At 73.4% G+C, this 21,502-nt stretch carries 14 protein-coding genes; 4 read left to right on the top strand and 10 right to left on the bottom strand.

Features of this window, described 5'->3' with window-relative positions; genetic code table 11:
- From ABT008_RS05110 to pcaF, 8 genes are all read right to left on the bottom strand, one after another.
- Positions 1-3,639 (bottom strand): SpoIIE family protein phosphatase, encoded by a 3,639-nt coding sequence (locus ABT008_RS05110; RefSeq protein WP_350693745.1) that lies wholly within the window; start codon positions 3,637-3,639, stop codon positions 1-3.
- Between the two features lie 174 nt (positions 3,640-3,813).
- Complete coding sequence (locus tag ABT008_RS05105) at positions 3,814-4,578, bottom strand: 3-oxoacyl-ACP reductase (protein ID WP_350693743.1); 765 nt, start codon at positions 4,576-4,578, stop codon at positions 3,814-3,816.
- 3 nt (positions 4,579-4,581) lie between these two features.
- Positions 4,582-5,937, bottom strand: coding sequence for an aldehyde dehydrogenase family protein (locus ABT008_RS05100; RefSeq protein WP_502890355.1), 1,356 nt, complete (start codon positions 5,935-5,937; stop codon positions 4,582-4,584).
- Positions 5,938-6,243: 306 nt separating this feature from the next.
- Positions 6,244-7,608 (bottom strand): glutamine synthetase family protein, encoded by a 1,365-nt coding sequence (locus ABT008_RS05095; RefSeq protein WP_350694076.1) that lies wholly within the window; start codon positions 7,606-7,608, stop codon positions 6,244-6,246.
- A 434-nt stretch (positions 7,609-8,042) separates the two neighbouring features.
- Complete coding sequence (locus ABT008_RS05090; RefSeq protein ID WP_350693740.1) at positions 8,043-8,543, bottom strand: DUF456 domain-containing protein; 501 nt, start codon at positions 8,541-8,543, stop codon at positions 8,043-8,045.
- 108 nt (positions 8,544-8,651) lie between these two features.
- On the bottom strand, positions 8,652-10,811 hold the full coding sequence (locus ABT008_RS05085) for a putative bifunctional diguanylate cyclase/phosphodiesterase (protein ID WP_350693739.1): 2,160 nt from the start codon (positions 10,809-10,811) through the stop codon (positions 8,652-8,654).
- A 4-nt stretch (positions 10,812-10,815) separates the two neighbouring features.
- Positions 10,816-11,634: an SAM-dependent methyltransferase gene (locus tag ABT008_RS05080; RefSeq protein WP_350694074.1), complete on the bottom strand. Its 819-nt coding sequence runs from the start codon at positions 11,632-11,634 to the stop codon at positions 10,816-10,818.
- Between the two features lie 115 nt (positions 11,635-11,749).
- Entirely contained in the window at positions 11,750-12,952 is a 1,203-nt protein-coding gene (gene pcaF, locus ABT008_RS05075; protein WP_350693738.1) for a 3-oxoadipyl-CoA thiolase, read from the bottom strand.
- A 105-nt stretch (positions 12,953-13,057) separates the two neighbouring features.
- Here pcaF and ABT008_RS05070 point away from each other — a divergent pair, with 105 nt between their 5' ends.
- From ABT008_RS05070 to ABT008_RS05060, 3 genes are all read left to right on the top strand, one after another.
- Positions 13,058-14,023, top strand: a complete 966-nt coding sequence (locus ABT008_RS05070) for a glutathione S-transferase family protein (RefSeq protein WP_350693736.1) — start codon at positions 13,058-13,060, stop codon at positions 14,021-14,023.
- Positions 14,016-14,816, top strand: a complete 801-nt coding sequence (locus ABT008_RS05065; protein ID WP_350693734.1) for a DUF998 domain-containing protein — start codon at positions 14,016-14,018, stop codon at positions 14,814-14,816. Before ABT008_RS05070 ends, ABT008_RS05065 begins: the two co-directional genes overlap by 8 nt.
- 72 nt (positions 14,817-14,888) lie before the next feature.
- On the top strand, positions 14,889-15,956 hold the full coding sequence (locus tag ABT008_RS05060) for an NADH:flavin oxidoreductase/NADH oxidase (protein WP_350693732.1): 1,068 nt from the start codon (positions 14,889-14,891) through the stop codon (positions 15,954-15,956).
- Between the two features lie 49 nt (positions 15,957-16,005).
- On the opposite strand, the gene ABT008_RS05055 is transcribed toward ABT008_RS05060, so the two are convergent.
- Complete coding sequence (locus tag ABT008_RS05055; RefSeq protein ID WP_350693731.1) at positions 16,006-19,686, bottom strand: ATP-binding cassette domain-containing protein; 3,681 nt, start codon at positions 19,684-19,686, stop codon at positions 16,006-16,008.
- Positions 19,687-19,796: 110 nt separating this feature from the next.
- Complete coding sequence (locus ABT008_RS05050) at positions 19,797-20,636, bottom strand: GNAT family N-acetyltransferase (protein WP_350693729.1); 840 nt, start codon at positions 20,634-20,636, stop codon at positions 19,797-19,799.
- 185 nt (positions 20,637-20,821) lie between these two features.
- Here ABT008_RS05050 and ABT008_RS05045 point away from each other — a divergent pair, with 185 nt between their 5' ends.
- Positions 20,822-21,400: a PadR family transcriptional regulator gene (locus ABT008_RS05045; protein ID WP_350693727.1), complete on the top strand. Its 579-nt coding sequence runs from the start codon at positions 20,822-20,824 to the stop codon at positions 21,398-21,400.
- The last annotated feature ends 102 nt before the right edge of the window (positions 21,401-21,502 follow it).

Below are 21,502 nucleotides of genomic sequence, written 5' to 3'. Positions count from 1 at the left end.
TCAGGCGCCGAGTTCCCGACGCAGGGTCACCTGCGTGCCCTCTGCGGTACGCGTGACCGACAGCTCCCCGAGTGCCTGGATCAGCGACAGTCCCCGCCCCCGGAAGCCCGACCCGGTCGACTCCCGCCACCGTCCGCTGTCGCGTACGGTCGCGGTCACCGTCCGGCCCTCCACGGTCACCTCGATGGCGATCGTCGGCTCCGCCGGGTCGACCGGGTGCTCGATGGCGTTCGCCGCCGCCTCGGAGACCGCCACCGTGAGGTCGAACAGGTCGGTCTCGTTCACCCCGTGCGCGACCAGGAAGTCCTCCAGCCGCTTGCGCAGCACGCTGAGCCGGGTCGGGTCGGCGGGCAGCCGCAGCGCGAACCGGTCGAGTTCGGCGGCCTCCAGCGCGAGCACCGCCACGTCGTCGCGGCGGGGCCGGTCGACGACCCGCTGCACCACCGCGTCGACCAAATCCACCACGTGCCCCCCGGGCCGGGTCGCGTCGGCGCGGAGCTGGGCCAGCGCGTCGTCGATGTCGACGTTCCGGTCCTCGATCAGGCCGTCGGTGTAGAGCAGCAGCCGCTCGCCGGCACACAGCTCGCCGGTGACCGTCTCGTACTCCGCTCCCGGGATCGCGCCGACCGGCGGACCCAGCGCCCGGTCGTGCAGGAACGACACGTCGCCTCCTCGGATCAGCAGCGGGGACGGATGCCCGGCGTTGGCGTACCGCAGCCGCCCGGTGCGGGGGCTGAACCACAGGCAGAAGACCGTGGCGAAGGACCGGGACTCGGTCGAGCCGACCAACCGGTTGAGCCGGGTCAGCGACTCCCCCGGGTCGAACCCCTCCAACACGTACGCCCGCAGCGCGTTGCGGAGCTGGCCCATCGCCGCTGCGGCCGGCACCCCCTTGCCGACCACGTCCCCGATGACCAGGACCATCTCGTCGTCCTCGCGGGTCACCACGTCGTACCAGTCGCCGCCGACCTCGACGTCGTCGCTGCCGGGCAGGTAACGGCTGGCCACCACGGCACCGGGCAACTGGGGCAGGGTGCGCGGCAGCAGGCTGTGTTGCAGGGTGGTGGCGATGCGGTGCTCCACCTCGTAGAGCTGGGCGTTCTCCAGTCGTACGCCGACCAGCCGGGCGAGTTGGGTCAACGCGGCCTCGTCCGTGCCGGCCGGCTCGGCGACCGCTCGCCACACCCGCAGTTCGCCGAGGCGCTTGCCGCCCACCCCGGTCAGCGGCAGGACGAAGGCGGGGTCGGCGGCGCTGGTGCCGCCGCCGTCGGCCTCGAACCGGGCGTCACCGGCGGTGACGGACACCCGGACCGCCTCGGCGAGACTCAACGCGTGCCGCGCCGCGACCTGGAGCACCTCGTCCGTGGAGCGCGCCGTGTTCACCGCCACCGCCGCGTCCGCGAGCGCCGCCAACCGCCGGATGAGCTGACCGCGCAGTTGGCCGAGTTCGACGTTGGCCCGTACCCGGGCGACCAGTTCCTGCCCGGAGAAGGGCTTGGTCAGATAGTCGTCGGCACCCACCGCGAGGCCGGCCACCTCCTCGGCCGAGCCGGCGCGGGCGGAGAGCAGCACGATCGGCACGTACCGGGTGCGCGGGTCGGCGCGCAGCGCGGCGACCAGGCCGAAGCCGTCCAGCCGCGGCATCATCACATCGGTCAGCACCAGGTCGAAGTCGGTGTCGGTGGCCAGCCGCAGGGCGTCCACGCCGTCGGTGGCGGTGAACACCTCCCAGGTCGACGCGAGTAGCCGGGTGACGTGTTCGCGCAGGTCCGGGTTGTCGTCGACGACCAGGATCCGGCCCGCCGACCCCGGGTGGCGCGTCTCTCCCGCCCCGGACCGGCCGTCGCTCCACCGCTCGGTCTCGGCGACGAACAGGGCGTTCTGCTGGGGCTCGCGGTCGGTGCCGGTCTCGGCCACCCGGTCGGCCGGGAGGTGCCCGGAGCCGAACGGGACGGTGACGACGAAGCGGCTGCCCTCGTCGACCCGGCTGGTCGCGCTGACCTCGCCGCCGTGCATCTCGACCAGTTCCCGGACCAGCGCCAGGCCGATCCCGGTCCCCTCGTGGCTGCGCGAGGGCACCCCGGGTGCCCGGTGGAACCGCTCGAAGACGTGCGGCAGCTCGTCCGCGACGATGCCCACACCGGTGTCGACGACCTCCAGGCGAGCCACCCCGTCGACCGCCCGGACCTCGACCCGGATCTCCCCGTCGAAGGTGAACTTCACCGCGTTGGCGACCAGGTTGAGGACGATCTTCTCCCACATCTCCTGGTCGACGTAGACCGGCTCGGGCAGCGGCGGACAGTCCACCGTCAGCCGCAACCCGGCGCGCTCGGTGGCCGAGCGGAACGTGCTGGCCAGCCGAGCGGTGTAGTCGGCCAGGTCGATCGGCTCGTAGTGCGCGGCCATCCGGCCGGACTCCAGCCGGGAGAAGTCGAGCACCGTGTTGACCAGCTTGAGCAGCCGCAGCGCGTTGCGGTGCATCATCGTCAGCCGCTGGGTGTACGGCTCCGGCAGGCCAGGGTCGGCGAGCAGGTCCTCCAGCGGGCCGAGCACCAGGGTCAGCGGGGTGCGGAACTCGTGGCTGACGTTGGCGAAGAAGTTGGTCTTCGCCAGGTCCAGGGCGGCCAGCTCGGCGGCGCGGGCCTGCTCCTGCTCGTACGCCCGCTGCTTGCCGACGGCCCGCGAGACCTGCGCGGCGACCAGTTCGAGGAAGGTGCGGTAGTCGTCGGAGAGCGGCAGCCGGCGGGCCACCCCCAGCACCAGCACGCCGGCCTGCTCCGCGGTGGCGGTGATCGGCAGCAGCAGCGCCTCGTCGGCGGCGTCGGCCGGCACCTCACCGAGCAGGTCGGCGGTGGGCACCCTGCCGCCCCCGGCGGCGGCCAGCTCGGCCAGCCCGACGGCGGGCTCCTCGGCACCGGTCACCGGGCCGCTCGCCCCGGCCAGACGCAGACCGCCGTCGGGGCCGCCCAGATAGAGCAGCCCGAACGGGACGTCCTGCCGGTGCCGGTCGAGCACGGTCGCGGCCACCCGGCCGAGTTCCGTGCTGCTGGCCACGTCCGCCAGCTCGGAGCCGAGTTCGGCGAGCGTACGCAGTCGCCGCTCGCCGAGCACCCGACCGGTGGTCTCGCTGCAGACGCAGAGCACCCCGCTGATCGAGCCGTCGGTGTCCCGGATCGGGTCGTACGAGACGTCGAAGTAGACGTCCTCGACGAAGCCGTACCGGTCGAGCAGGAAGTGGTGGTCCCGCGCCTGGTACGCCTCACCGGTACGCACGACGTCGGTGAGCAGCGGCCCGAGCACGTCCCAGGTCTCGACCCAGTGGTCGCGGGCCGGCTGCCCGACGACGGCGGGATGCTTGTCTCCTATGGTCGGCCGGTAGGCGTCGTTGTAGAAGGCGCGCTGGTCCTCGCCCCAGAACAGGGCGATCTGCGCCTTGGAGGCGAGCATGGTGCTGACGGCGTTGCCGAGTGTGGTGGGCCAGTGCGCCGGAGCGCCGAGCGGACTGGTCGACCAGTCGTGGTCGCGCAGTACCGCGCCCATCTCGCCGCCGCCCGCGAACGCCGCCGCGAGCAGTGGCGAAAGCCCGCTGCGCGCCATCGACGGATCGCTCCCGTCCACGCCCCCCTGAGCCGAGTTCATGCAGCCTCCCCGGCCTGTCCGCGACGTGCCCTGATCATCGCTGCCGTGACCGGACTTCTACCCCGCCGAACCAGGAACGTAACGCATCTGTCGATCGCAGCGCTGATTAGCCCACGACACTTGTCGATCAACCGATACGATTCGCCCTATCGATCACCGGAAGTGTCGGGAACATCACAGCGGTGTGACATACGCGCCGGTGATCCCGCCGTCGACCACGAACTGCGCCGCCGTCATGAACGAGGAGTCGTCACTGGCCAGGAAGGCCACCGCCGCGGCGATCTCGGTCGGTTCGCCGAACCGCCCCATCGGCACGTGCACCAGCCGGCGCGCGGCCCGCTCCGGGTCGGCCGCGAACAGCTCCCGCAGCAGCGGCGTGGCCACCGGGCCGGGGCACAGGGCGTTGACCCGGATGCCCTCCCGGGCGAACTGCACGCCCAGCTCCCGACTCAACGCCAGCACCCCACCCTTGCTCGCCGTGTACGCGATCTGCGACGTCGCCGCACCCATCAGCGCCACGAACGAGGCGGTGTTGATGATCGATCCCCGGCCCTGCCGGCGCATGTGCGGGATGACGTACTTGCAGCACAGGTAGACGCTGGTGGTGTTCACCCGCAGCACCCGCTCCCAGGCGTCCAGCCCGGTCTCCAGGATGGAGTCGTCGTCCGGCGGCGAGATGCCGGCGTTGTGGAACGAGACGTCCACCCGCCCGTACCGCTCGACCACCCCGTCGAAGAGGTCACGGACGGCACTCTCGTCGGTCACGTCGACGGCGACGAAGGTCCCGTCGACCTCCTCGGCGGCCCGGGCACCTCCCTCGGTGTCGACGTCGACGCACACCACCCTGGCCCCCTCGGCGGCCAGCCTGCGTACGGTGGCCAGCCCGATCCCGCTGGCCGCGCCGGTCACCACGGCCACCCGGTCCTGCAACCGCTGCATCGCTCACTCCTCCGTGCTGATGAAGACGTTCTTGACGTCGGTGAACGCGTGCAGGGCGTCCGGTCCCAGCTCGCGGCCGAGACCGGAGCGCTTCATCCCGCCGAACGGCGTCCAGTAGCGCACCGAGGAGTGCGAGTTGACGCTCAGGTTGCCGGCCTCCACCGCCCGCGCCACCCGCAACGCCCGACCCACGTCACGGGTCCAGACCGAGCCGGAGAGGCCGTACTCGGTGTCGTTGGCCAGCCGGATCGCGTCCGCCTCGTCGTCGAACGGCAGCACCGAGACGACCGGGCCGAAGACCTCCTCGCGCCAGTGCCGGTCGGCCGGCGAGTCGGCGAGCAGCACGGTCGGCGGGTACCAGTAGCCGGGGCCGTCCGGGCAGGAGCCGGTGAAGGCGACCCGCGCGCCGTCGACGTACCCGGCGACCCGGTCCCGGTGCCCGGCGGAGATCAGCGGGCCCATCTCGGCGGCCTCGTCGGCCGGGTGGCGTACCCGGAACGCCCGCACCGCCGGCTCCAGCAACTCCAGGAAGCGGTCGTAGACCGGGCGCTGCACCAGGAGCCGGGAGCGGGCGCAGCAGTCCTGGCCGGCGTTGTCGAAGACCCCGGCCGGGGCGGCTGCCGCCGCCTGCTCCAGGTCGGCGTCGGCGAAGACCAGGTTCGCCGACTTGCCGCCCAACTCCAGGGTCAGCCGCTTCACCTGGGCGGCGCAGCCGGCCATGATCCGGGTGCCGACCTCGGTGGACCCGGTGAAGCAGATCTTGCGTACCGCCGGGTGGCTGACGAAGCGTTCACCCACCACGTCGCCCCGCCCCGGCAACACCGTGAACACGTCCTCGGGCAGCCCCGCCTCCCGGGCCAGCTCGCCGAGGCGCAGCGCGGTCAACGGGGTCAGCTCGGCGGGTTTCAGCACCACCGTGTTCCCAGCGGCGAGCGCGGGAGCCAGCCCCCAGGCGGCGATCGGCATCGGGAAGTTCCACGGCACGATCACCCCGACCACGCCGAGCGGCTCGTGGAACGTCACATCCCACCCGCCCGCGACCGGGATCTGCCGTCCGGTCAGCCGCTCCGGCGCCCCCGCGTAGTAGTCCAGCACGTCGCGTACGTTGCCCGCCTCCCAGCGGGCGTTGCCGATGGTGTGCCCGGCGTTCTCGACCTCCAGCCGGGCCAACTCCTCCACGTGCGCGTCCACCACCATCGCGAACCGCCGCAACAGCCGGGCCCGCTCCCCCGGCGCCATCCACCGCCACCGCTCGTACGCCACCGCCGCCCGCGCCACCGCCGCGTCGACCTCGTCCGCCGACGCTCCCACGACCTCGCGCAGCACCGCCCCGCTGGCCGGATCCCGCACCTCACCCACGCCCACCCGTACTCCCCTCGCCCTCGTCACCGTCCACGCCGCCGCCCGTCCTCCCCACACCGCCCGCCTTCTCCACGCCGCCCGCCCTCTCCACGCGGTCCGCCCTCCCCACGCCGCCCGGCCTCTCCGCGCCGCCCGTGCTCTCCGCGACGCCCGTGCTCTCCGCGCCGATCATGGAGTTGTGGCCCCCCGCAAAAGCCGAGAAAGCGGACAGGTCAGGCGCCACGACTCCATGATCGGCGCACTCCGGCGTGCAGCCGAGCGGAACAGTCGCGTGGGTCGCCCTGCCGGACGACAGGCGGCCGGTCAGAGGCGCTCGAAACCACGGGCGAGTTCCCAGTCGGTGACGGCCGCGTCGAAGGCGGCCAGCTCGACCCGGGCCATGTTGGTGTAGTGGGCCACCACGTCGTCACCGAAGGCCGTCCGGGCCACGGTGGAGGACTCCCAGAGCGTCAGCGCGTCCCGGAGGGTGCCGGGGACGCGTTCGGCCGCCGCGTCGTCGTACGCGTTGCCGGTGCACTCCTCGCCCAGCTCCAACTCCTGCTCGATACCGTGCACCGCGCCCGCCACCAGCGCCGCGATCGCCAGGTACGGGTTGACGTCGGCCCCCGGCACCCGGTTCTCCACCCGCATCCCCTGACCGTGGCCCACCACCCGCAGCGCGCAGGTGCGGTTGTCGGTGCCCCAGCGCAACGCGGTCGGGGCGAAGGAATCCGGCTGGTAGCGCTTGTAGGAGTTGATGTTCGGCGCGAAGAAGAGGCTGAACTCGCGCATCGTGGCGAGCAGTCCGGCCAGCACCCGCTGCCCCGTGACGCTCAGGTGGCCCGGCCCGTCGCCCAGCATCGCCGACCCGCCGGAGGCGTCCCGCAGCGAGAAGTGGATGTGGCAGGAGTTGCCCTCCCGGGCGTTCGGCTTGGCCATGAACGTGATCGACATGCCCTCCTGGGCGGCGATCTCCTTTGCCCCGTTCTTGTAGATCACGTGGTGGTCGGCGCAGCGCACCGCCTCGTCGTACCGGAAGGCGATCTCGTGCTGGCCGAGGTTGCACTCGCCCTTGGCGCTCTCCGGGGTGAGTCCCGCGCCGGCCATCTCGTTGCGGATGCGCCGCAGCAGCGGCTCCACCCGGGCGGTGCCGAGCAACGAGTAGTCCACGTTGTACTGGTTGGCCGGGGTCAGCTCCCGGTAGCCGCGCTGCCACGCCTGCTCGTACGAGTCGCGGAACAGCACGAACTCCAGCTCCGTGCCCGCGTACGCGGTCAGGCCGTGCGCGGCCAGACGGTCCAGTTGCCGACGCAGGATCTGCCGGGGCGAGACGGTCACCGGGCCGCTGTCGCCGGGCCAGTGCAGGTCGGCCAGGAGCAGGGCTGTGCCGGGCTGCCACGGCACCCGGCGCAGCGTGTCGAAGTCCGGCGTCATCGCCAGGTCACCGTAGCCGCGCGACCAGCTCGACATCTCGTATCCGTCGACGGTGTTCATGTCGACGTCCACCGCAAGCAGGTAGTCGCAGCCCTCGCTGCCGTGCCCGACGACCTGGTCGAGGAAGTACGGCGCGTGGAACCGTTTGCCCTGTAGTCGGCCCTGCATGTCGACCAGGGCCAGGACCACCGTGTCGATCTCGCCCTCGGCGACCGCGACCCGCAACTGTTCCAGCGTCAGCGGGGCTCTCTTCATGAGCATCACCGAACCACCGCCCCGCCCTTGGTGCAAGGAAGGGACCCTTATTAACGCCTGGAGTATTAAAGGGGTCCCTTCCTAACATGCGCCGGCGGGCGGGTGGGTAAATGCGTTGCCCGACGGGTCCGGCCGGACGCATCCTGAGGCGGTGACCTGGTCCGGAACGGGACCACCGCCGGGCCCTCGGCCGGCCCGGCAGCCGCGGTGGCGCGGGGCGAGTCACCTCTCTCTCACCGGTACGCCCATCCGCCGTGCCCATCGACTCGTCCCCGCCACCCGGCACCCACCGCCGGCCCGCCACGAACCCACCACGACCGCGCCGCCGCCCGGCGCTGGGCGGACGACTCAGGTGAGCACGGCGCTGGGTAAACGGCCCAGCCGAGCACCACGCAGGGCCGACGGGTCGGGTGAGCCGGCGCCGGGCGGACGGCTCAGGTGAGGACCAGGCCGGTCACCCAGAGCGCGCCGATCACCATGCCGGAGAGGAACTCGATCAGCATCGACAAACCGGCCGCGCCGACCGCCTGCTTCGTCGCCGGCCAGGCCAGCCGGGTGTCGCCCAACCGCAGCCGTTCCATCGCGAAGATGCCGCCGACGAAACCGATCACCAGTCCGACGACCGGGATCACGAAGAAGCCGATCAGCCCGAGTACGGCACCGGCGAGCAGTGAGGTGGTGGGTACCCCGGCGCGTTTGAGGTTGCGGCCCGGCCAGGCGTACTTGACCACGGTGCCGCCGAGCGCGACCAGGGTGGCGGCGGCGAGCACCAACCACCGGCCGGCACCGGCCCCGCCGAACAGTGCCCACACCAGCACGCCGCCCCAGCACAGCGGAAGCGCCGGCAGGCCGGGCACCACCACCCCGGCCAGCCCGGCGAGGATGGCCAGGGCGGCGACCACCGACACCACGCCGCTGGTGTCCGTCAGATCCACGTCGACTCCCCATCAGCTCGTCTCGCCCACGTCGCCTGAGATCGTGCCCCAGCACCGCCACCGGGCCGCCGCGCCGGGCCGCGCCACCGCGAGTGGCACGTTCTCCGTTCATGACGGCTCGGCGCGCAGTCGGGCGACGATCGCCTCCGCCGGGCCGGGTGCGCCGAAGAGCCGGCCCTGCGCGGAGTCACAGCGCAGCGACCGCAGCCGCTCGGCCTGTGCCTCGGTCTCCACCGCCTCGGCGGTCACCCAGAGCTCCAGCGCGTGGGCCAACCGGACCAACGCGTCCACGATCCGCACGTCGCGGTGGTCGGCGGCGGACGGCTCGTCGCCCCGCAAACCCTCCACGAACGGCCCGGCCAGCTTCAGGCAGGTGATCGGCAACCGGCGCAGGTACGCCAGGTTCGAGTACCCGGTGCCGAAGTCGTCCACGGCCAGCCGTAGGCCGAGCGCGGCGAGCCGGTACAGCGTCCGCAGCGGTTCGCCTGCGGAACCCATCACCGCGCTCTCGGTCAGCTCCAGTTGCAGCAGCTCGGCGGGGAGCCCGCTCTCGGCCAGGGCGTCGGCCACGGTGTCCACGATCGCCGGGGCGTCGGCCTGGCGGGCGGCCAGGTTGACGCTGACCACCAGCCGGGCCTCCGGGAAGTCGGCGTGCCACCGCTGGGCGTCCCGGCAGGACTGCCGCAGCACCCACTCACCGAGCCGGACGATCAGGCCGGTCTCCTCGGCCAGCCCGATGAACCGGTCCGGCCCGACCAGGCCCAGCTCCGGGTGCTGCCAGCGGACCAGCGCCTCGACGGCCAGCATCCGGCCGTCCAGCAGGGACACGATCGGCTGGTAGTGCAGCACGAACTCGCCCCGGTCCAGGGCGGTGGGCAGTTCGGCGGCGAGCGCCGACCGGGCGATGTCCCGGGCGCTGCGCTCCGGGTCGTACACCGCCCACCGGCCCCGGCCCTCCCCCTTGGCCCAGTAGAGCGTGGTGTCGGCGGCCTTCATCAACTCGGTGGCGCTGGTGCCGGCGAGGTCCGAGTCGACAATGCCGATGCTCGCCGACACGGCGAGTTGCTGGTCACCGATGTGCACCGGGGCGGCGACGGCGGCCAGCACCGTCTCGGCCACCGCGGTCACGTCCTCGATCCGGGCGATGCCGTCGACCAGGATGACGAACTCGTCGCCGCCCATCCGGGCGACCAGGTAGCCGCGATCGGCCACGCAGTCGGCCAGCCGACGGGCGATCAGCACGAGCAGCCGGTCACCGAGGTCGTGACCCAGGCTGTCGTTGATCGCCTTGAAGCCGTCCAGGTCCAGGAAGCAGACGCCGACCCGGCCGGGCGGGTGCGTACGGTTCACCAGCCGACCGAGCGACTCGAAGAACAGCGTCCGGTTGGGCAGGCCGGTGAGCGGGTCGTGCAGCGCCTGGAACCGCAGCCGCTGCTGGAGTTCGTACCGCTCGGTGATGTCCTCGACCACGGCGACGGTGAACCGTGGACGGCCGTCGTCGTGGCGGATCAGCGAGACCGCCAGGTCCGTCCAGACGGCGGTGCCGTCCTTGCGGTAGTAACGCTTCTCGACCCGGACCGCCTCGTGCTTGCCATCGATCAACTCCTGGTACAGCTCCCACATCCCGGCGGCGTCGTCGGCGTGGAAGAGCGAGGACACGTTGGTCTGCCGCAGTTCCTCGATGGTGTAGCCGAGCATCTCGGCGAAGCTCTGGTTGACGTCGATGATCGTGCCGTCGATCCCGGCGATGCCGATGCCGATGGCCGCCCCGCTGAAGACCGCCCGGAACCGCGCCTCGCTGTCGCGCAGCGCCCGCTCCACGTCGTCCCGGGCCTGCCACGCCGAGCGTGCGATCCCCTCCTGCTGGGCAAAGGTGCGGTCGCGCAGCGCACCGGCGAACCCAGCGGCCAGGCCCGCCTGCGCCGCCGAGACCCGGTCGGCGAGGTCGGGCCGGTCTGCCCGGCCGCCCAGCACCTCGGCGGGGAACCGGACCGCGAGGGTACGCACCGCCCAGCCGATCACCCCCGGCGCGATCAGGTGGGCCGCCACCAGGGCCCGCCCGACCTCCTCGGCGGCCGGGGTCACCGGTTCGCCGTGCAGCAGCGCACGGGCCAGCCGCACAGTGTGCCCGAGCAGCAGCCGCTCGGTCTCGGCCGGGCTCAACGGCACGAACCCGAACCCGCGTACGGCACGGGCCCAGTCGGCCGCGTACCGCTGGGCACCGGTCTGGTCCACGGCGTTCCCGCCGGAGTCGCCGACGGCGGACATCAGGTCAGCCGGCGGACCGGTCGTTCCGGGCGACGCCGCCGAACGCGCCGAACCGTTGCGGGTTCGCGGCCACCTCGGACGGTGCGTCGGGACGCCACAGCTCCATGTGCACCACGCCGGGCGGGAGCAGCGTCCAGTCACCGAAGAAGCCGGTGATCTCGGCCCGCGAGCGCAGCGTGATCTCGGTGGCGGTCCGCGCCGACAGTCGTTGCGCGTCCAACATCTCCGGCGGCTGGTCCTCGAAGGTGGAGTGCGAGAGGACAAGGTGACTGCCGGGCGCGGCGGCGGCCCGCAGGGTGGCCAGGACCTCGGCGGGACGGTCGGCGTCCGGCACGAAGTGCACCACGCCGGCGAGCAGCACGCCCAGCGGGCGGTCGAAGTCGAGCAGCCGCAACGCCCGGGCGTCGGCCAGGAGCCGCTCCGGGTCGCGCAGGTCGCCGTGCAGCACGCCGGTCAACTCGTCGCCGGCCAGCAGTTCCCGGCTGTGCGCCACCGCCACCGGGTCGATGTCGACGTAGACCACCCGGGCCTTCGGGTTCGCGGCCCGGGCCACCTCGTGCACGTTGCCGACGGTGGGGATGCCGGAGCCGATGTCGAGGAACTGGTCGATGCCGGCGTCGAGCAGCACGCGTACGGCCCGGCGCAGGAACTCCCGACCGGCCCGCATGGTCGCCGGCAGGTGGGGTGTGGTGGCGGCGATCTGCTCGGCCAGCCGACGGTCGATCTCGAAGTTGTGAGCGCCGCCCAGGAAGTAGTCGTACACCCGGGCCGCGCTGGGCCGCGAGAGGTCGATCTCGGAGGGGAGTCCGTCGGGGGTCTGCACTGGCACCTCAGCTCGTCGCGTGATGCTGACCACTCTAGGCCGGTCGGTCACGCCCGAGGGAGATCCACGAACACCTTTCCCGTACGCGCCGCACCGCGCCTGCCGACGCCGCCGGTCAGGCCGCTTCCAGCAGCAGCGAGATGCCCTGCCCGACGCCGACGCACATGGTGGCCAGGGCCCGCCGACCACCCCGACGGCGCAGTTCCAGCGCGGCGGTGAGCGCCAGCCGGGCGCCGCTGGCGCCGAGCGGGTGCCCCAGCGCGATGGCCCCGCCGTTCGGGTTGACGTGCTCGGCGTCCTCGGGCAGGCCCAGCTCGCGCAGCACCGCGACGGCCTGCGCGGCGAACGCCTCGTTCAGCTCGATCACGTCGAGGTCGGCCAGCGCCAACCCGCGCCGGTCCAGCAGCCGCCGGGTCGCCGGGACCGGGCCGACGCCCATGGTCCGGGGCGGCACACCGGCCGCCGCCGCACCGGAGACCCGGGCCAGCGGGGTCAGGCCATACGCGGCGACCGCCGCCTCCGAGGCGACCAGCAGCGCCACCGCGCCGTCGTTGACGCCGGACGAGTTGCCCGCGGTCACCGTGCCGCCCTCGCGGAACGGGGTGGGCAGGGCGGCCAGCTTCTCCAGCGAGGTCTGCCGGGGGTGCTCGTCGACCTCCACCAGCCGCGTCTCGCGCCGCCCGGCCGGCACGGTCACCGGCACGATCTCCTCGGCCAGCCGCCCGTCGGCCTGCGCCTTTGCGGCCCGCGCCTGCGACCGGTACGCGAACTCGTCCTGCGCGGACCGGTCCACGCCGTATTCTTCGGCCACGTTCTCCGCGGTCTCCGGCATCGAGTCGACGCCCCAGCCCTGCCGCATCAGCGGGTTGACCAGTCGCCAACCGATGGTGGTGTCGTGGACCTCGGCGGCCCGGGAGTAGGCGGTGGTCGCCTTCGGCATCACGAACGGGGCCCGGCTCATGCTCTCGACGCCGCCCGCGACCACCAGGTCGGCCTCACCGGCGATGACCGCGCGGGCGGCGGTGGCCAGCGCGTCGAGGCCGGAGCCGCAGAGTCGGTTGATCGTGGTGCCGGACACCTGCTCGGGCAGCCCGCCGAGCAGGGCGGCCATCCGGGCCACGTTGCGGTTGTCCTCGCCGGCCTGGTTGGCGCAGCCCAGGATCACGTCGTCGGTACGCGCCCAGTCCACCGCCGGGTGGCGGGCCACCAGCTCACGGATCACGTGCGCGGCCAGGTCGTCGGGGCGTACGCCGGCCAGGGCACCGGCGTAGCGGCCGATCGGGGTACGTACACCGGCCACCAGGTAAGCCACGGTCATCGCGAGTCCTTCGGGGGTGGGAAGGGCGGGCACCGGCCGCCCGTCGGGTCCCGCCGGACGTCCGGCGGCCAGGATATCCCCGGCGTATCCCGATAGGTTGTCGGCATGGCCCGACCCCAGTTCCGCGCGGAGACCAGTGACGCGGGCGCGTTCGTCCGGCAGCCCAACCGGTTCACCGGGCGGGTCACCCCGCACTCCACCTCGCCGCCCGGCGCTGGGCCGGACGCGCAGGACCGTTGGCCGTTGGAGGCGGGCCGCTACCGGCTGATCTGGTGCCGCGCCTGCCCGTGGGCGCACCGGGCGTTGATCGTGCGGAACCTGCTCGGGCTCGGCGACGCCATCTCGCTGGGCACCGTCGACCCGATCCGGGACGACCGGGGCTGGCGGTTCACGCTCGACCAGGACGGCTTCGACCCGGTGCTGGGCATCGGTCACCTGTCCGAGGCGTACCTGGCGACCGACGCCGACTACTCCGGCCGGGTCACCGTGCCCGCGCTGGTGGACACGCTCACCGGCCGGGTGGTCACCAACGACTATCCGCAGCTCACCCTGGACCTGTCCACCGAGTGGCGACGGTTGCACGCACCGGACGCACCGGACCTGTACCCGGTGACGCTGCGCCCGGAGCTGGACGCGGTGATGGCGGAGATCCACCGGGACGTCAACAACGGCGTCTACCGGTGCGGCTTCGCCACCTCCCAGGAGGCGTACGACGAGGCGTACCGGGCGCTGTTCGACCGGCTGGACGCGTTGTCGCAGCGGCTGACCGACCGGCGGTACCTGATGGGCGACACGATCACCGAGGCGGACGTACGCCTGTTCACCACACTGGTCCGCTTCGACGTGGCGTACCACGGGCACTTCAAGTGCAACCGGCAGAAGCTGACCGAGATGCCGGTGCTGTGGGCGTACGCGCGGGACCTGTTCCAGACCCCGGGTTTCGGCGAGACCGTGGACTTCGACCACATCAAGCGGCACTACTACGCGACCCACCACCAGATCAACCCGACCGGGGTGGTGCCGCTCGGTCCGGACCTGCACGGCTGGACGACTCCGCACGGACGTGACTGAGCCGTCGACGGCGTACCGCCGGGCGTCGGGACGGGGCGGGGTCGCGGCGGCGGGTGCCGCGCTGGGCGTGGTCACCGGGACGGCCCTGGTGGTCCTCGCCGTGGTCGCCGGTCCGGGACCGGGCCTGACCGGTTACGTCAGCGAGGCCGGTGTGGCCGAGAGCGGGTACGCGTGGACGTACCGGATCGGGGTGTTCTCCCTGGCCACGGCGCTGCTGCTGCTCGCGGTGTCGCTGCACGACGAGGACCGGCGGCCCGATCCGGCGCGGATGGCGCGCCCGGACCCGGCGCGGCTCGTGCACCCGGACCCGGCGCGGGCGGAGCACCCGGGCGTGGCCGTGGTGCGGCGGCTCGCGGGACACCGGGGCGCGGCAGTGCTGCGGCAGGTGGCGACGCTGCCCGGCGCGGTGGCGCTGCTCGTCGCGGGTGCCCTGTGCACGCTGCTGTCCGGGGCGGTGACCTGTAGCGCCGGCTGCCCGCTGCCGCCGTTCGAACCAGCCACCGTGGCGGATCTGGTGCACGGTGGGGCGAGCGTCGCCGCGACCGCAGCGGTGGTGTTCGCGATGATCGCCATCGCCCTCGCCCCGCAGGCCGACCGGCGGCTGCGTCGGCCAGCCGTGATCGCGGCGGTGGTCGCGTTGCCGCTCGCCGGGGCCGTGGCCGCCGCCATGCTGTTCGTCGGGCGGGGCTCGCTGGTCGGCGTGCTGGAGCGGCTGCTGCTGGCGGTCGCCGTCCTCTGGGGTCTGACCACCGCCCTCACCCTGGCCTCCGGCAGACGGCCCGACCGGAGCTGACCGGCGCGGGAGTGCCCGACCCCACAGCCCGCGCCCGGGTCGCGCGCCCGACGGCCGGGAGAGGATGGCGCGATGAGTTCGTTGTTCACGCCCCTTGCGCTGCGCACCGTGACCCTGCCGAACCGCATCGCGATGGCGCCGATGTGCCAGTACAGTGCCGGGCCCGACGGCCTGCCCACCGACTGGCACCTGGTGCACCTCGGCACCCGTGCCGTGGGCGGTGCCGGACTGGTGATGACCGAGGCGACCGCCGTGGTGCCGGAAGGGCGGATCAGCCCGCAGGACACCGGGCTCTGGTCCGGTCGGCACGTCGACGCCTGGCGTCCGGTGACCCGCTTCCTGACCGCGCACGGCGCGGTGCCGGTCGTGCAGCTCGCGCACGCCGGGATCAAGGCGTCGACGTACCGGCCGTGGGCGCCGCAGCGCGGTGGCGTGCCCGACGCGGAGGGCGGCTGGACGCCGGTCGGGCCGACCGCCGAGCCCTTCGTGCCCGAGTATCGGGAGCCGACCGCGCTGGACCCGACCGGGATCGCCGGGGTCGTCGAGGCGTTCGCGACCGCCGCCGCCCGCGCGCTGGAGGCGGGCTTCGCCGCCGTCGAGGTGCACGCGGCGCACGGCTACCTGCTGCACGAGTTCCTCTCCCCGCTGACCAACCGGCGCACCGACGACTGGGGCGGGGACCGGGCCGGGCGGATGCGGCTGACCCTGGAGGTCGTCCGCGCGGTGCGGGCCGCCGTCGGTCCGGACGTGCCGGTGCTGGCCCGCATCTCGGCCACCGACTGGGTCGACGGCGGCTGGACCGTCGACGACAGCGTGGTGCTCGCCACCGAATTGGCCGCGGCCGGGGTGGACCTGGTCGACTGCTCCTCCGGCGGCGCCGCACCGAACGCCGCCATCCCGGTGGGCCCCGGCTACCAGGTGCCGGCCGCCGCCCGGATCCGCCGCGAGGCGCGGGTACCCACCGGCGCGGTCGGCCTGATCGTCGACCCCGCGCAGGCCGAGGCGATCGTCGCCGACGGTGCGGCCGACCTGGTGCTGCTCGGCCGGGAACTGCTGCGCGACCCGTACTGGCCGCGCCGGGCCGCCACCGAACTGGGCGCCGACGCGGACTGGCCGCCCCAGTACCGCCGGGCACTCTGACCCGGCCGCCGCCCCCTCGGGCCGGTTGATCCGGCGCGGCCGTGCCGGATCAACCGGCCAGGTGGCCCCAGCGCGGCGCCAGGTCGCGCCACGACCCCTGCGCCCGCACCGCACCGTCGACGAGCACCACCACGTGGTCGGCCCGCACCAGCGCGGCCCGCTTGGAGGTGGAACCGACCACGGTCACACCGCGTTCGCGCAACGCCTGCCAGAGCGCCAACTCGGTGGTGACGTCCAGGGCGGACGACACGTCGTCGGCGACCAGCAGTTCGGTACGCGGTGCCAGCGCCCGGGCCAACGCCAGGCGCTGCAACTGCCCGCCGGAGAGCCGGGTGCCCTTGTGCCCGATGAGCAGCCCGAGGCCGCCGCCGGTGGCGGCCAGGTCGTGTTCGAGCTGGGCGGTCGCCACCGCGTGCGCCGGATCCACCGGGTGACCCAGGGTGATGTTGTCGGCGACGGTGCCGGAGAGCACCCGGGGCAACTGGCCGACGTAGCCGACCTGGTTCGGGCGCAGGAACAGCTCCGGCTCGGTCACCGGCTCCCCGTTCCAGGTCATCGACCCGGTGTGCGGGGCGATTCCGGCCAGGGCGCGCAGCAGCGAGGACTTGCCCGCCCCGACCGGGCCCACCACCAGCACCAGCTGTCCGCGTGCCACGGTCAGGTCGACGTCGCGTACGGCGACCGTGCCGTCGGTGTGCCGTACGCCGAAGCCGACCAGTTCCAGCCGCCGCAACGGGGTACGCGGAGTCACCGCCGGGGCGGGTGCCGTACCGGCCACCAGGTCCATCCCGGGCACCCGCGCCGAGTACGCCTCGATGCCGGTCATCTCCGCCGTCCGCCGCGTCCAGACCCGCGCCGAGGGCACCTGGGAGATCAGCGAGGCGGTGGTCCAAGCGAACCAGCGCGCCGCGCCCAGCGTGGCGACCGAGACCAGTGCCGCCCCGGCGGAGATCGTGCCCGCCAGGAACAGCGCCCACACCGCGATCGGCAGCAGGCCGCTGGCCATCGACGGGGTGGAGCGGGCCCAGACCTGCACGGCGATCTCCCGGCGCTGCCGGTCACTGCGCACCGTGTCCAGGTCGGCGAGGTGGGTCAGCACCGGCCGGGTCGCCCCGGCGAGTTTCACGGTGCGGGCGGCGGACAGCGCAGAGACCAACGCGGTGGCGAACGCGGCCCGGGCGGTGACGGTCTCCCGCGCCGCGCGTTCCAGCCGGGGACCGAACGCCGTGGCGGCGAAGCCGGAGAGCACCATCGTGCCGAGGAAGAACAGCCCCGGCACCACGCTGCCGGTGATCAGGGTCATGCTGACCAGCAGGATCACGCCGACGGTCTGGTCCAGCACGTTGTCGGCGAGCTGCACCACCCGCTCGGTGTCGCCGCCCTGGGCCACCACCTCGGCCGGGGTGTGCCGGCTGACCCGGCGCGGGCCGGTCTGGCCGTACACCAGGCGGGCGCTGATCCGCAGCATCTGCCGGACCCACCAGGCCGGGAACCACAGGTGCGTCCAGTAGTGCGCGGGGATGGCGAGGACCAGTCCGGCCGCGATGCCCAGCGCGGGCAACCACGGGTCGCCGGTGCCGTCGACCACGTCCGCCCAGAGCCAGGCCAGGATCGGGCCGTCCAGGCTCAGGACGGCCAGCACGGCGAAGATGCCCACCGCGGCGGCGCCGTACCGGGGGTCGTTGAGACAGAGCCGGAAGATCTCCCGCAGGGTCCGCGCCCGGGACGCCGGCTTCCGGTCGCCGGCCCGGTCGGGTCCCTCGGTGGCGGCCGGGACGGGCTCGTCGGCGACGGTGGTGGTACGGGCCGGCTCGCGTCCACCGACCTCCCGGGCGGTGATCTCCCGGCCGTCGGTCGGCGCGACCGGCTCGGGTCCGACGACGGGCGCGGGATCCACCACGGCGGTCAGCCCGGACGACCCGGTGAAGCGATGGCCCTCCGTGACCGCACCGGTGACGCCGACCAGTGCCGGTTCGCCACGGAGGCGGTCGGCGCCCGGGTCGGCCAGCAGGTCGGCCGCGTCGGCGGTGTCGGCGGTGTCGGCGCCCGAGTCGGCGAGCAGGTCGGCGTCACCGGCGGCGAGGAGTTCGGCGAAGCGACGCGACCGGGCCAGCGGGGCGGCCTCGACCACCGCGCCGTCGGCAAGCACCACCACCTCGTCGCACTGCCGCACCGAGGAGAGCCGGTGCGCGATGACGATGCCGATCCGGTCCCGCAGCAGCCGTTCGGTGGCCTGCTGCACCCGCGCCTCGGTGACCGGGTCGAGCCGGGCGGTGGCCTCGTCGAGGATCACCACGTGCGGGTCGCGGACCAGGATGCGGGCGAACGCGACGAGCTGCTCCTGCCCGGCGGAGAGCACGTGTCCGCCCTCACCGAGCCGGGTCTCCAGCCCGGCGGGCAGTTCGGCGATCCACCCGGCCAGGCCCAGCTCGTGCAGGGCCCGCGCGGCGGCGTCGAGCAGCTCGGGGTCGAACAAGGCGACGTTCTCGGCGAGCGTGCCGGCGAGGATCTCGGTGCGTTGCGGCACCACGGCGATCCACCGGCGCAGCAGGTCGACGTCGAGGTCGAGCACGTCGCGCCCGCCGAGCAGCACCGTTCCGGGTGGTACGTCCACCGCCCGGGTGAGCAGCTTGGCCAGCGTCGACTTGCCCGAGCCGGTCCGTCCCACCAGCGCGTACGAGCGGCCTCGGGCGAAGGTCAGGTCGACCTCGCGCAACGCCGGGCCCCGGTCGGCGTCGGCGGCCGGATAGTGGAAGGTCAGATCGCGGATGACCAGGTCACCGTCGACCGGGGCGGCGCCGCCGACGGGTTCCTGCGCGGCGGCCTGGAGCAGTCGTACCCGGCCCCACGCGCCGAGGGCGTACTGCACCTCGGGCACCATCCGGCTGACATGCTCGACGGTCATCCCCAGCGAGAGGGCGAGCAGCCAGATCGCGGTCAGTCGGGCGGAGTCGACCCGACCGGTGGTCAGCGCCCACACCCCACCGAGCACGACCAGCGCGACACCGACCCGGGTCACCCCGGCGGCCACGGTGTTGACCTGTGCGGACAACCGCCACACCCGCCAGCCGCGCCGCAGCACCTCGGCCGCTCGGGCGGCGTACAGCCGCAGCACGTACGGGCGGGCCAGGCTGGTGCGTACGTCGTCCTGGCCGTGGATGGACTCCTCCATCACCGCCGCCAGGTCCGACCAGGCCGCCTCCTCGTGCATCCGGGCCGGGGCGATCCGGCTCGCCGGACGGCGCATGGTGACCGCGAGCAGGACGCAGAGCAGCAGCATGCCGATCCCGGCCGGCCACCAGACGGTGATCGCGACCAGCGTGGAGAGCAGTCCCACCGCCAGCGACTGGGCCAGGCGCACCCCGGGACCGCGTACGCCGGAGGCGACGTCGTACACGTCGCCGTCGATGCGGTCGAGCATCTCGCCGACCGGCGTGGTCTCCAGGGCGGGAATCGGCTGGCCCATCGCCACCCGGCACAGCCGGCGTCGCAGGTCGGCGGCCCAGTCGGCGGTCACCCCGGCCATCACCAGGCTGACCACCAGATCGCTGGCGACCATCACGACCAGGGCCACCGCGAGCAGCACGAAGAACCCGAAGGAGCGGTTCACCAGCACCGGACCGGCGAGCGCGGCGGTGCCCGCCTGCCCGATCCCGCCGAGCACGATCAGGACCACCACCAGGGTCATCCGGCGGGACGAGGTGACCCACAGATCACGGAGCAGGCGCATGGGTCGGTTCCTCCGGTTTGGTGGCGGAGGTTCCAGCCTGCGTCGCGCGCCCGCGCAGCTCAACGCATTTTCGCCGGGGGCAGACCCGGGTGGCGGCGACAGGCCGAGGCTCAGAAGAGCACGGTGGCGAGGGTGCCGACGGGCCGGAATCCGCAGCGTTCGTAGACCCGCCGGGCGGGCAGGTTGAAGTCGTTGACGTACAGGCTGACGGTCGGCGCGACCCGGGCCAGCGCGTCGCGGACCACCGCCGCCATCGCCGCCGTGGCGATTCCCCGGCCCCGCCACTCCGGCGCCACCCAGACCCCCTGGACCTGCGCGGTGCGCCGGGTGACGACCGCGAGTTCGGCCTTGAAGACCACCCGGCCGTCGACGAAGCGGGCGTACGCCCGGCCGGAGCGGATCATCTCGGTGACCCGACGGCGGTACCCGCGCCCACCGTCCTCGGCCAGCGGCGAGACGCCCACCTCCTCGGTGTACATCGCCACCGCGGCCGGGAAGAGCAGGTCGATCTCGCTGCCGCGGACCAGGCGTAGCTGCGGATCGGCGCGGACCTCGGGCATCGCCTCGGTGGCCAGCAGCGGCTGGTTGGGACGGACGTCGCGGGCCGGCCCCCAGGTGCCGGCGAGCTGGTCCCACAGTTCGAGGACCGCGTCGGCGCGCCCGACGATCGAGGAGCAGAGCCGCTCCTCGCCCGCGAGCAGCTCGGCGAAGGCGGCCACGGCCTGCGACGAGGCGAGGACCGGGGTGAGGTTGCCGCCGAGCCAGCAGACCGATTCGAGATGGCGGCGGGAGCCGTAGCCGAGTACCCGGCCCTCGGCCCGCCACCACGCCAGTCCGCGCGCGGCGACCCGCTCCGCGACCTGCGCGCTCGCGTACGGGTCGGAGTCGAGCAACCGTTCGACCGCGCGACGTTCCGACTCCCCCAGTTGCCGCACCGGCGCCGTCAACACGCTTACAGCCTGCCAGATGCGTCCGGAGCGCGGTGGCGGACAGTGACCGGTGCTCGACGGCTGGACAACCCGCTACCGGACGGCGTGTCGCAAAACTCCCCACCGCTCCTCGGACGACTTGTCGCCGATGTGTTTCCGATATATCGTCAACGTATCAGCGACAGTTCTACGAAGGAGACAGTCTGATGAGGTTCCACCGACGGGCGCACGCCCTGCACGAGGCCCGGATGCGCGGATTCGGCTTCCCGCCCTTCCCGCCCGGTCCGCCCTTCCCGCACGGCGGGCACGGTCACGGCCGGGGCGGACGCGGACGGGGTCGGGGACGCCGCCCGAACGTCCGTGGCGCGGTGCTCGCGCTGCTCACCGAGCGGCCGATGCACGGCTACGAGATGATCCAGGAGATCGACTCCCGCACCGGGGGCGGCTGGCGACCCAGCCCCGGCTCGATCTACCCGACGCTCCAACTCCTGGAGGACGAGGGAGTCATCGTCGCCACCGAGGAGTCCGGCGGCGGCCGCAAGCGGTTCACCCTCACCGAACAGGGTCGACCCGAGGCCGAGACGGCGGCCCAGACGCCCCCCTGGGCGGAGGTCGCCGAGGACACGATCAACAGTTGGCACGACATCCGGGACGCTGGCGCGCAGGCCATGAACGCGCTGCGCCAGGTCATGGCGACCGGTACGGACGACCAGCGCGAGCGAGCAGCCCAGGTGCTCGACGAGACCCGCCGCAAGCTGTACGCCATCCTCGCCGAATCCGAGTGACCCCCTCGCCCGACGCGGATCCACCGCCCCCTCGCCCGACGCGGATCCACCGCCTCGTCGGCCGCCGCGGTCCCCGACCTCGTCGGCCGCGGCGGTCCCCGA

Source organism: Micromonospora sp. NPDC002389, from assembly GCF_040296095.1.
Lineage (GTDB): Bacteria > Actinomycetota > Actinomycetes > Mycobacteriales > Micromonosporaceae > Micromonospora.
The sequence above is the reverse complement of the archived record's forward strand: the minus strand, read 5'-3'. Positions and strand labels throughout refer to the sequence as shown.

What these genes read in the sequence shown, in the direction of transcription:
- ABT008_RS05110 (WP_350693745.1), bottom strand. Translation starts at nt 3,639, where the DNA reads ATGAACTCGGCTCAGGGGGGCGTGGACGGGAGCGATCCGTCGATGGCG.
- ABT008_RS05105 (WP_350693743.1), bottom strand. Translation starts at nt 4,578, where the DNA reads ATGCAGCGGTTGCAGGACCGGGTGGCCGTGGTGACCGGCGCGGCCAGC.
- ABT008_RS05095 (WP_350694076.1), bottom strand. Translation starts at nt 7,608, where the DNA reads ATGAAGAGAGCCCCGCTGACGCTGGAACAGTTGCGGGTCGCGGTCGCC.
- ABT008_RS05085 (WP_350693739.1), bottom strand. Translation starts at nt 10,811, where the DNA reads ATGTCCGCCGTCGGCGACTCCGGCGGGAACGCCGTGGACCAGACCGGT.
- pcaF (WP_350693738.1), bottom strand. Translation starts at nt 12,952, where the DNA reads ATGACCGTGGCTTACCTGGTGGCCGGTGTACGTACCCCGATCGGCCGC.
- ABT008_RS05070 (WP_350693736.1), top strand. Translation starts at nt 13,058, where the DNA reads ATGGCCCGACCCCAGTTCCGCGCGGAGACCAGTGACGCGGGCGCGTTC.
- ABT008_RS05060 (WP_350693732.1), top strand. Translation starts at nt 14,889, where the DNA reads ATGAGTTCGTTGTTCACGCCCCTTGCGCTGCGCACCGTGACCCTGCCG.
- ABT008_RS05055 (WP_350693731.1), bottom strand. Translation starts at nt 19,686, where the DNA reads ATGCGCCTGCTCCGTGATCTGTGGGTCACCTCGTCCCGCCGGATGACC.
- ABT008_RS05045 (WP_350693727.1), top strand. Translation starts at nt 20,822, where the DNA reads ATGAGGTTCCACCGACGGGCGCACGCCCTGCACGAGGCCCGGATGCGC.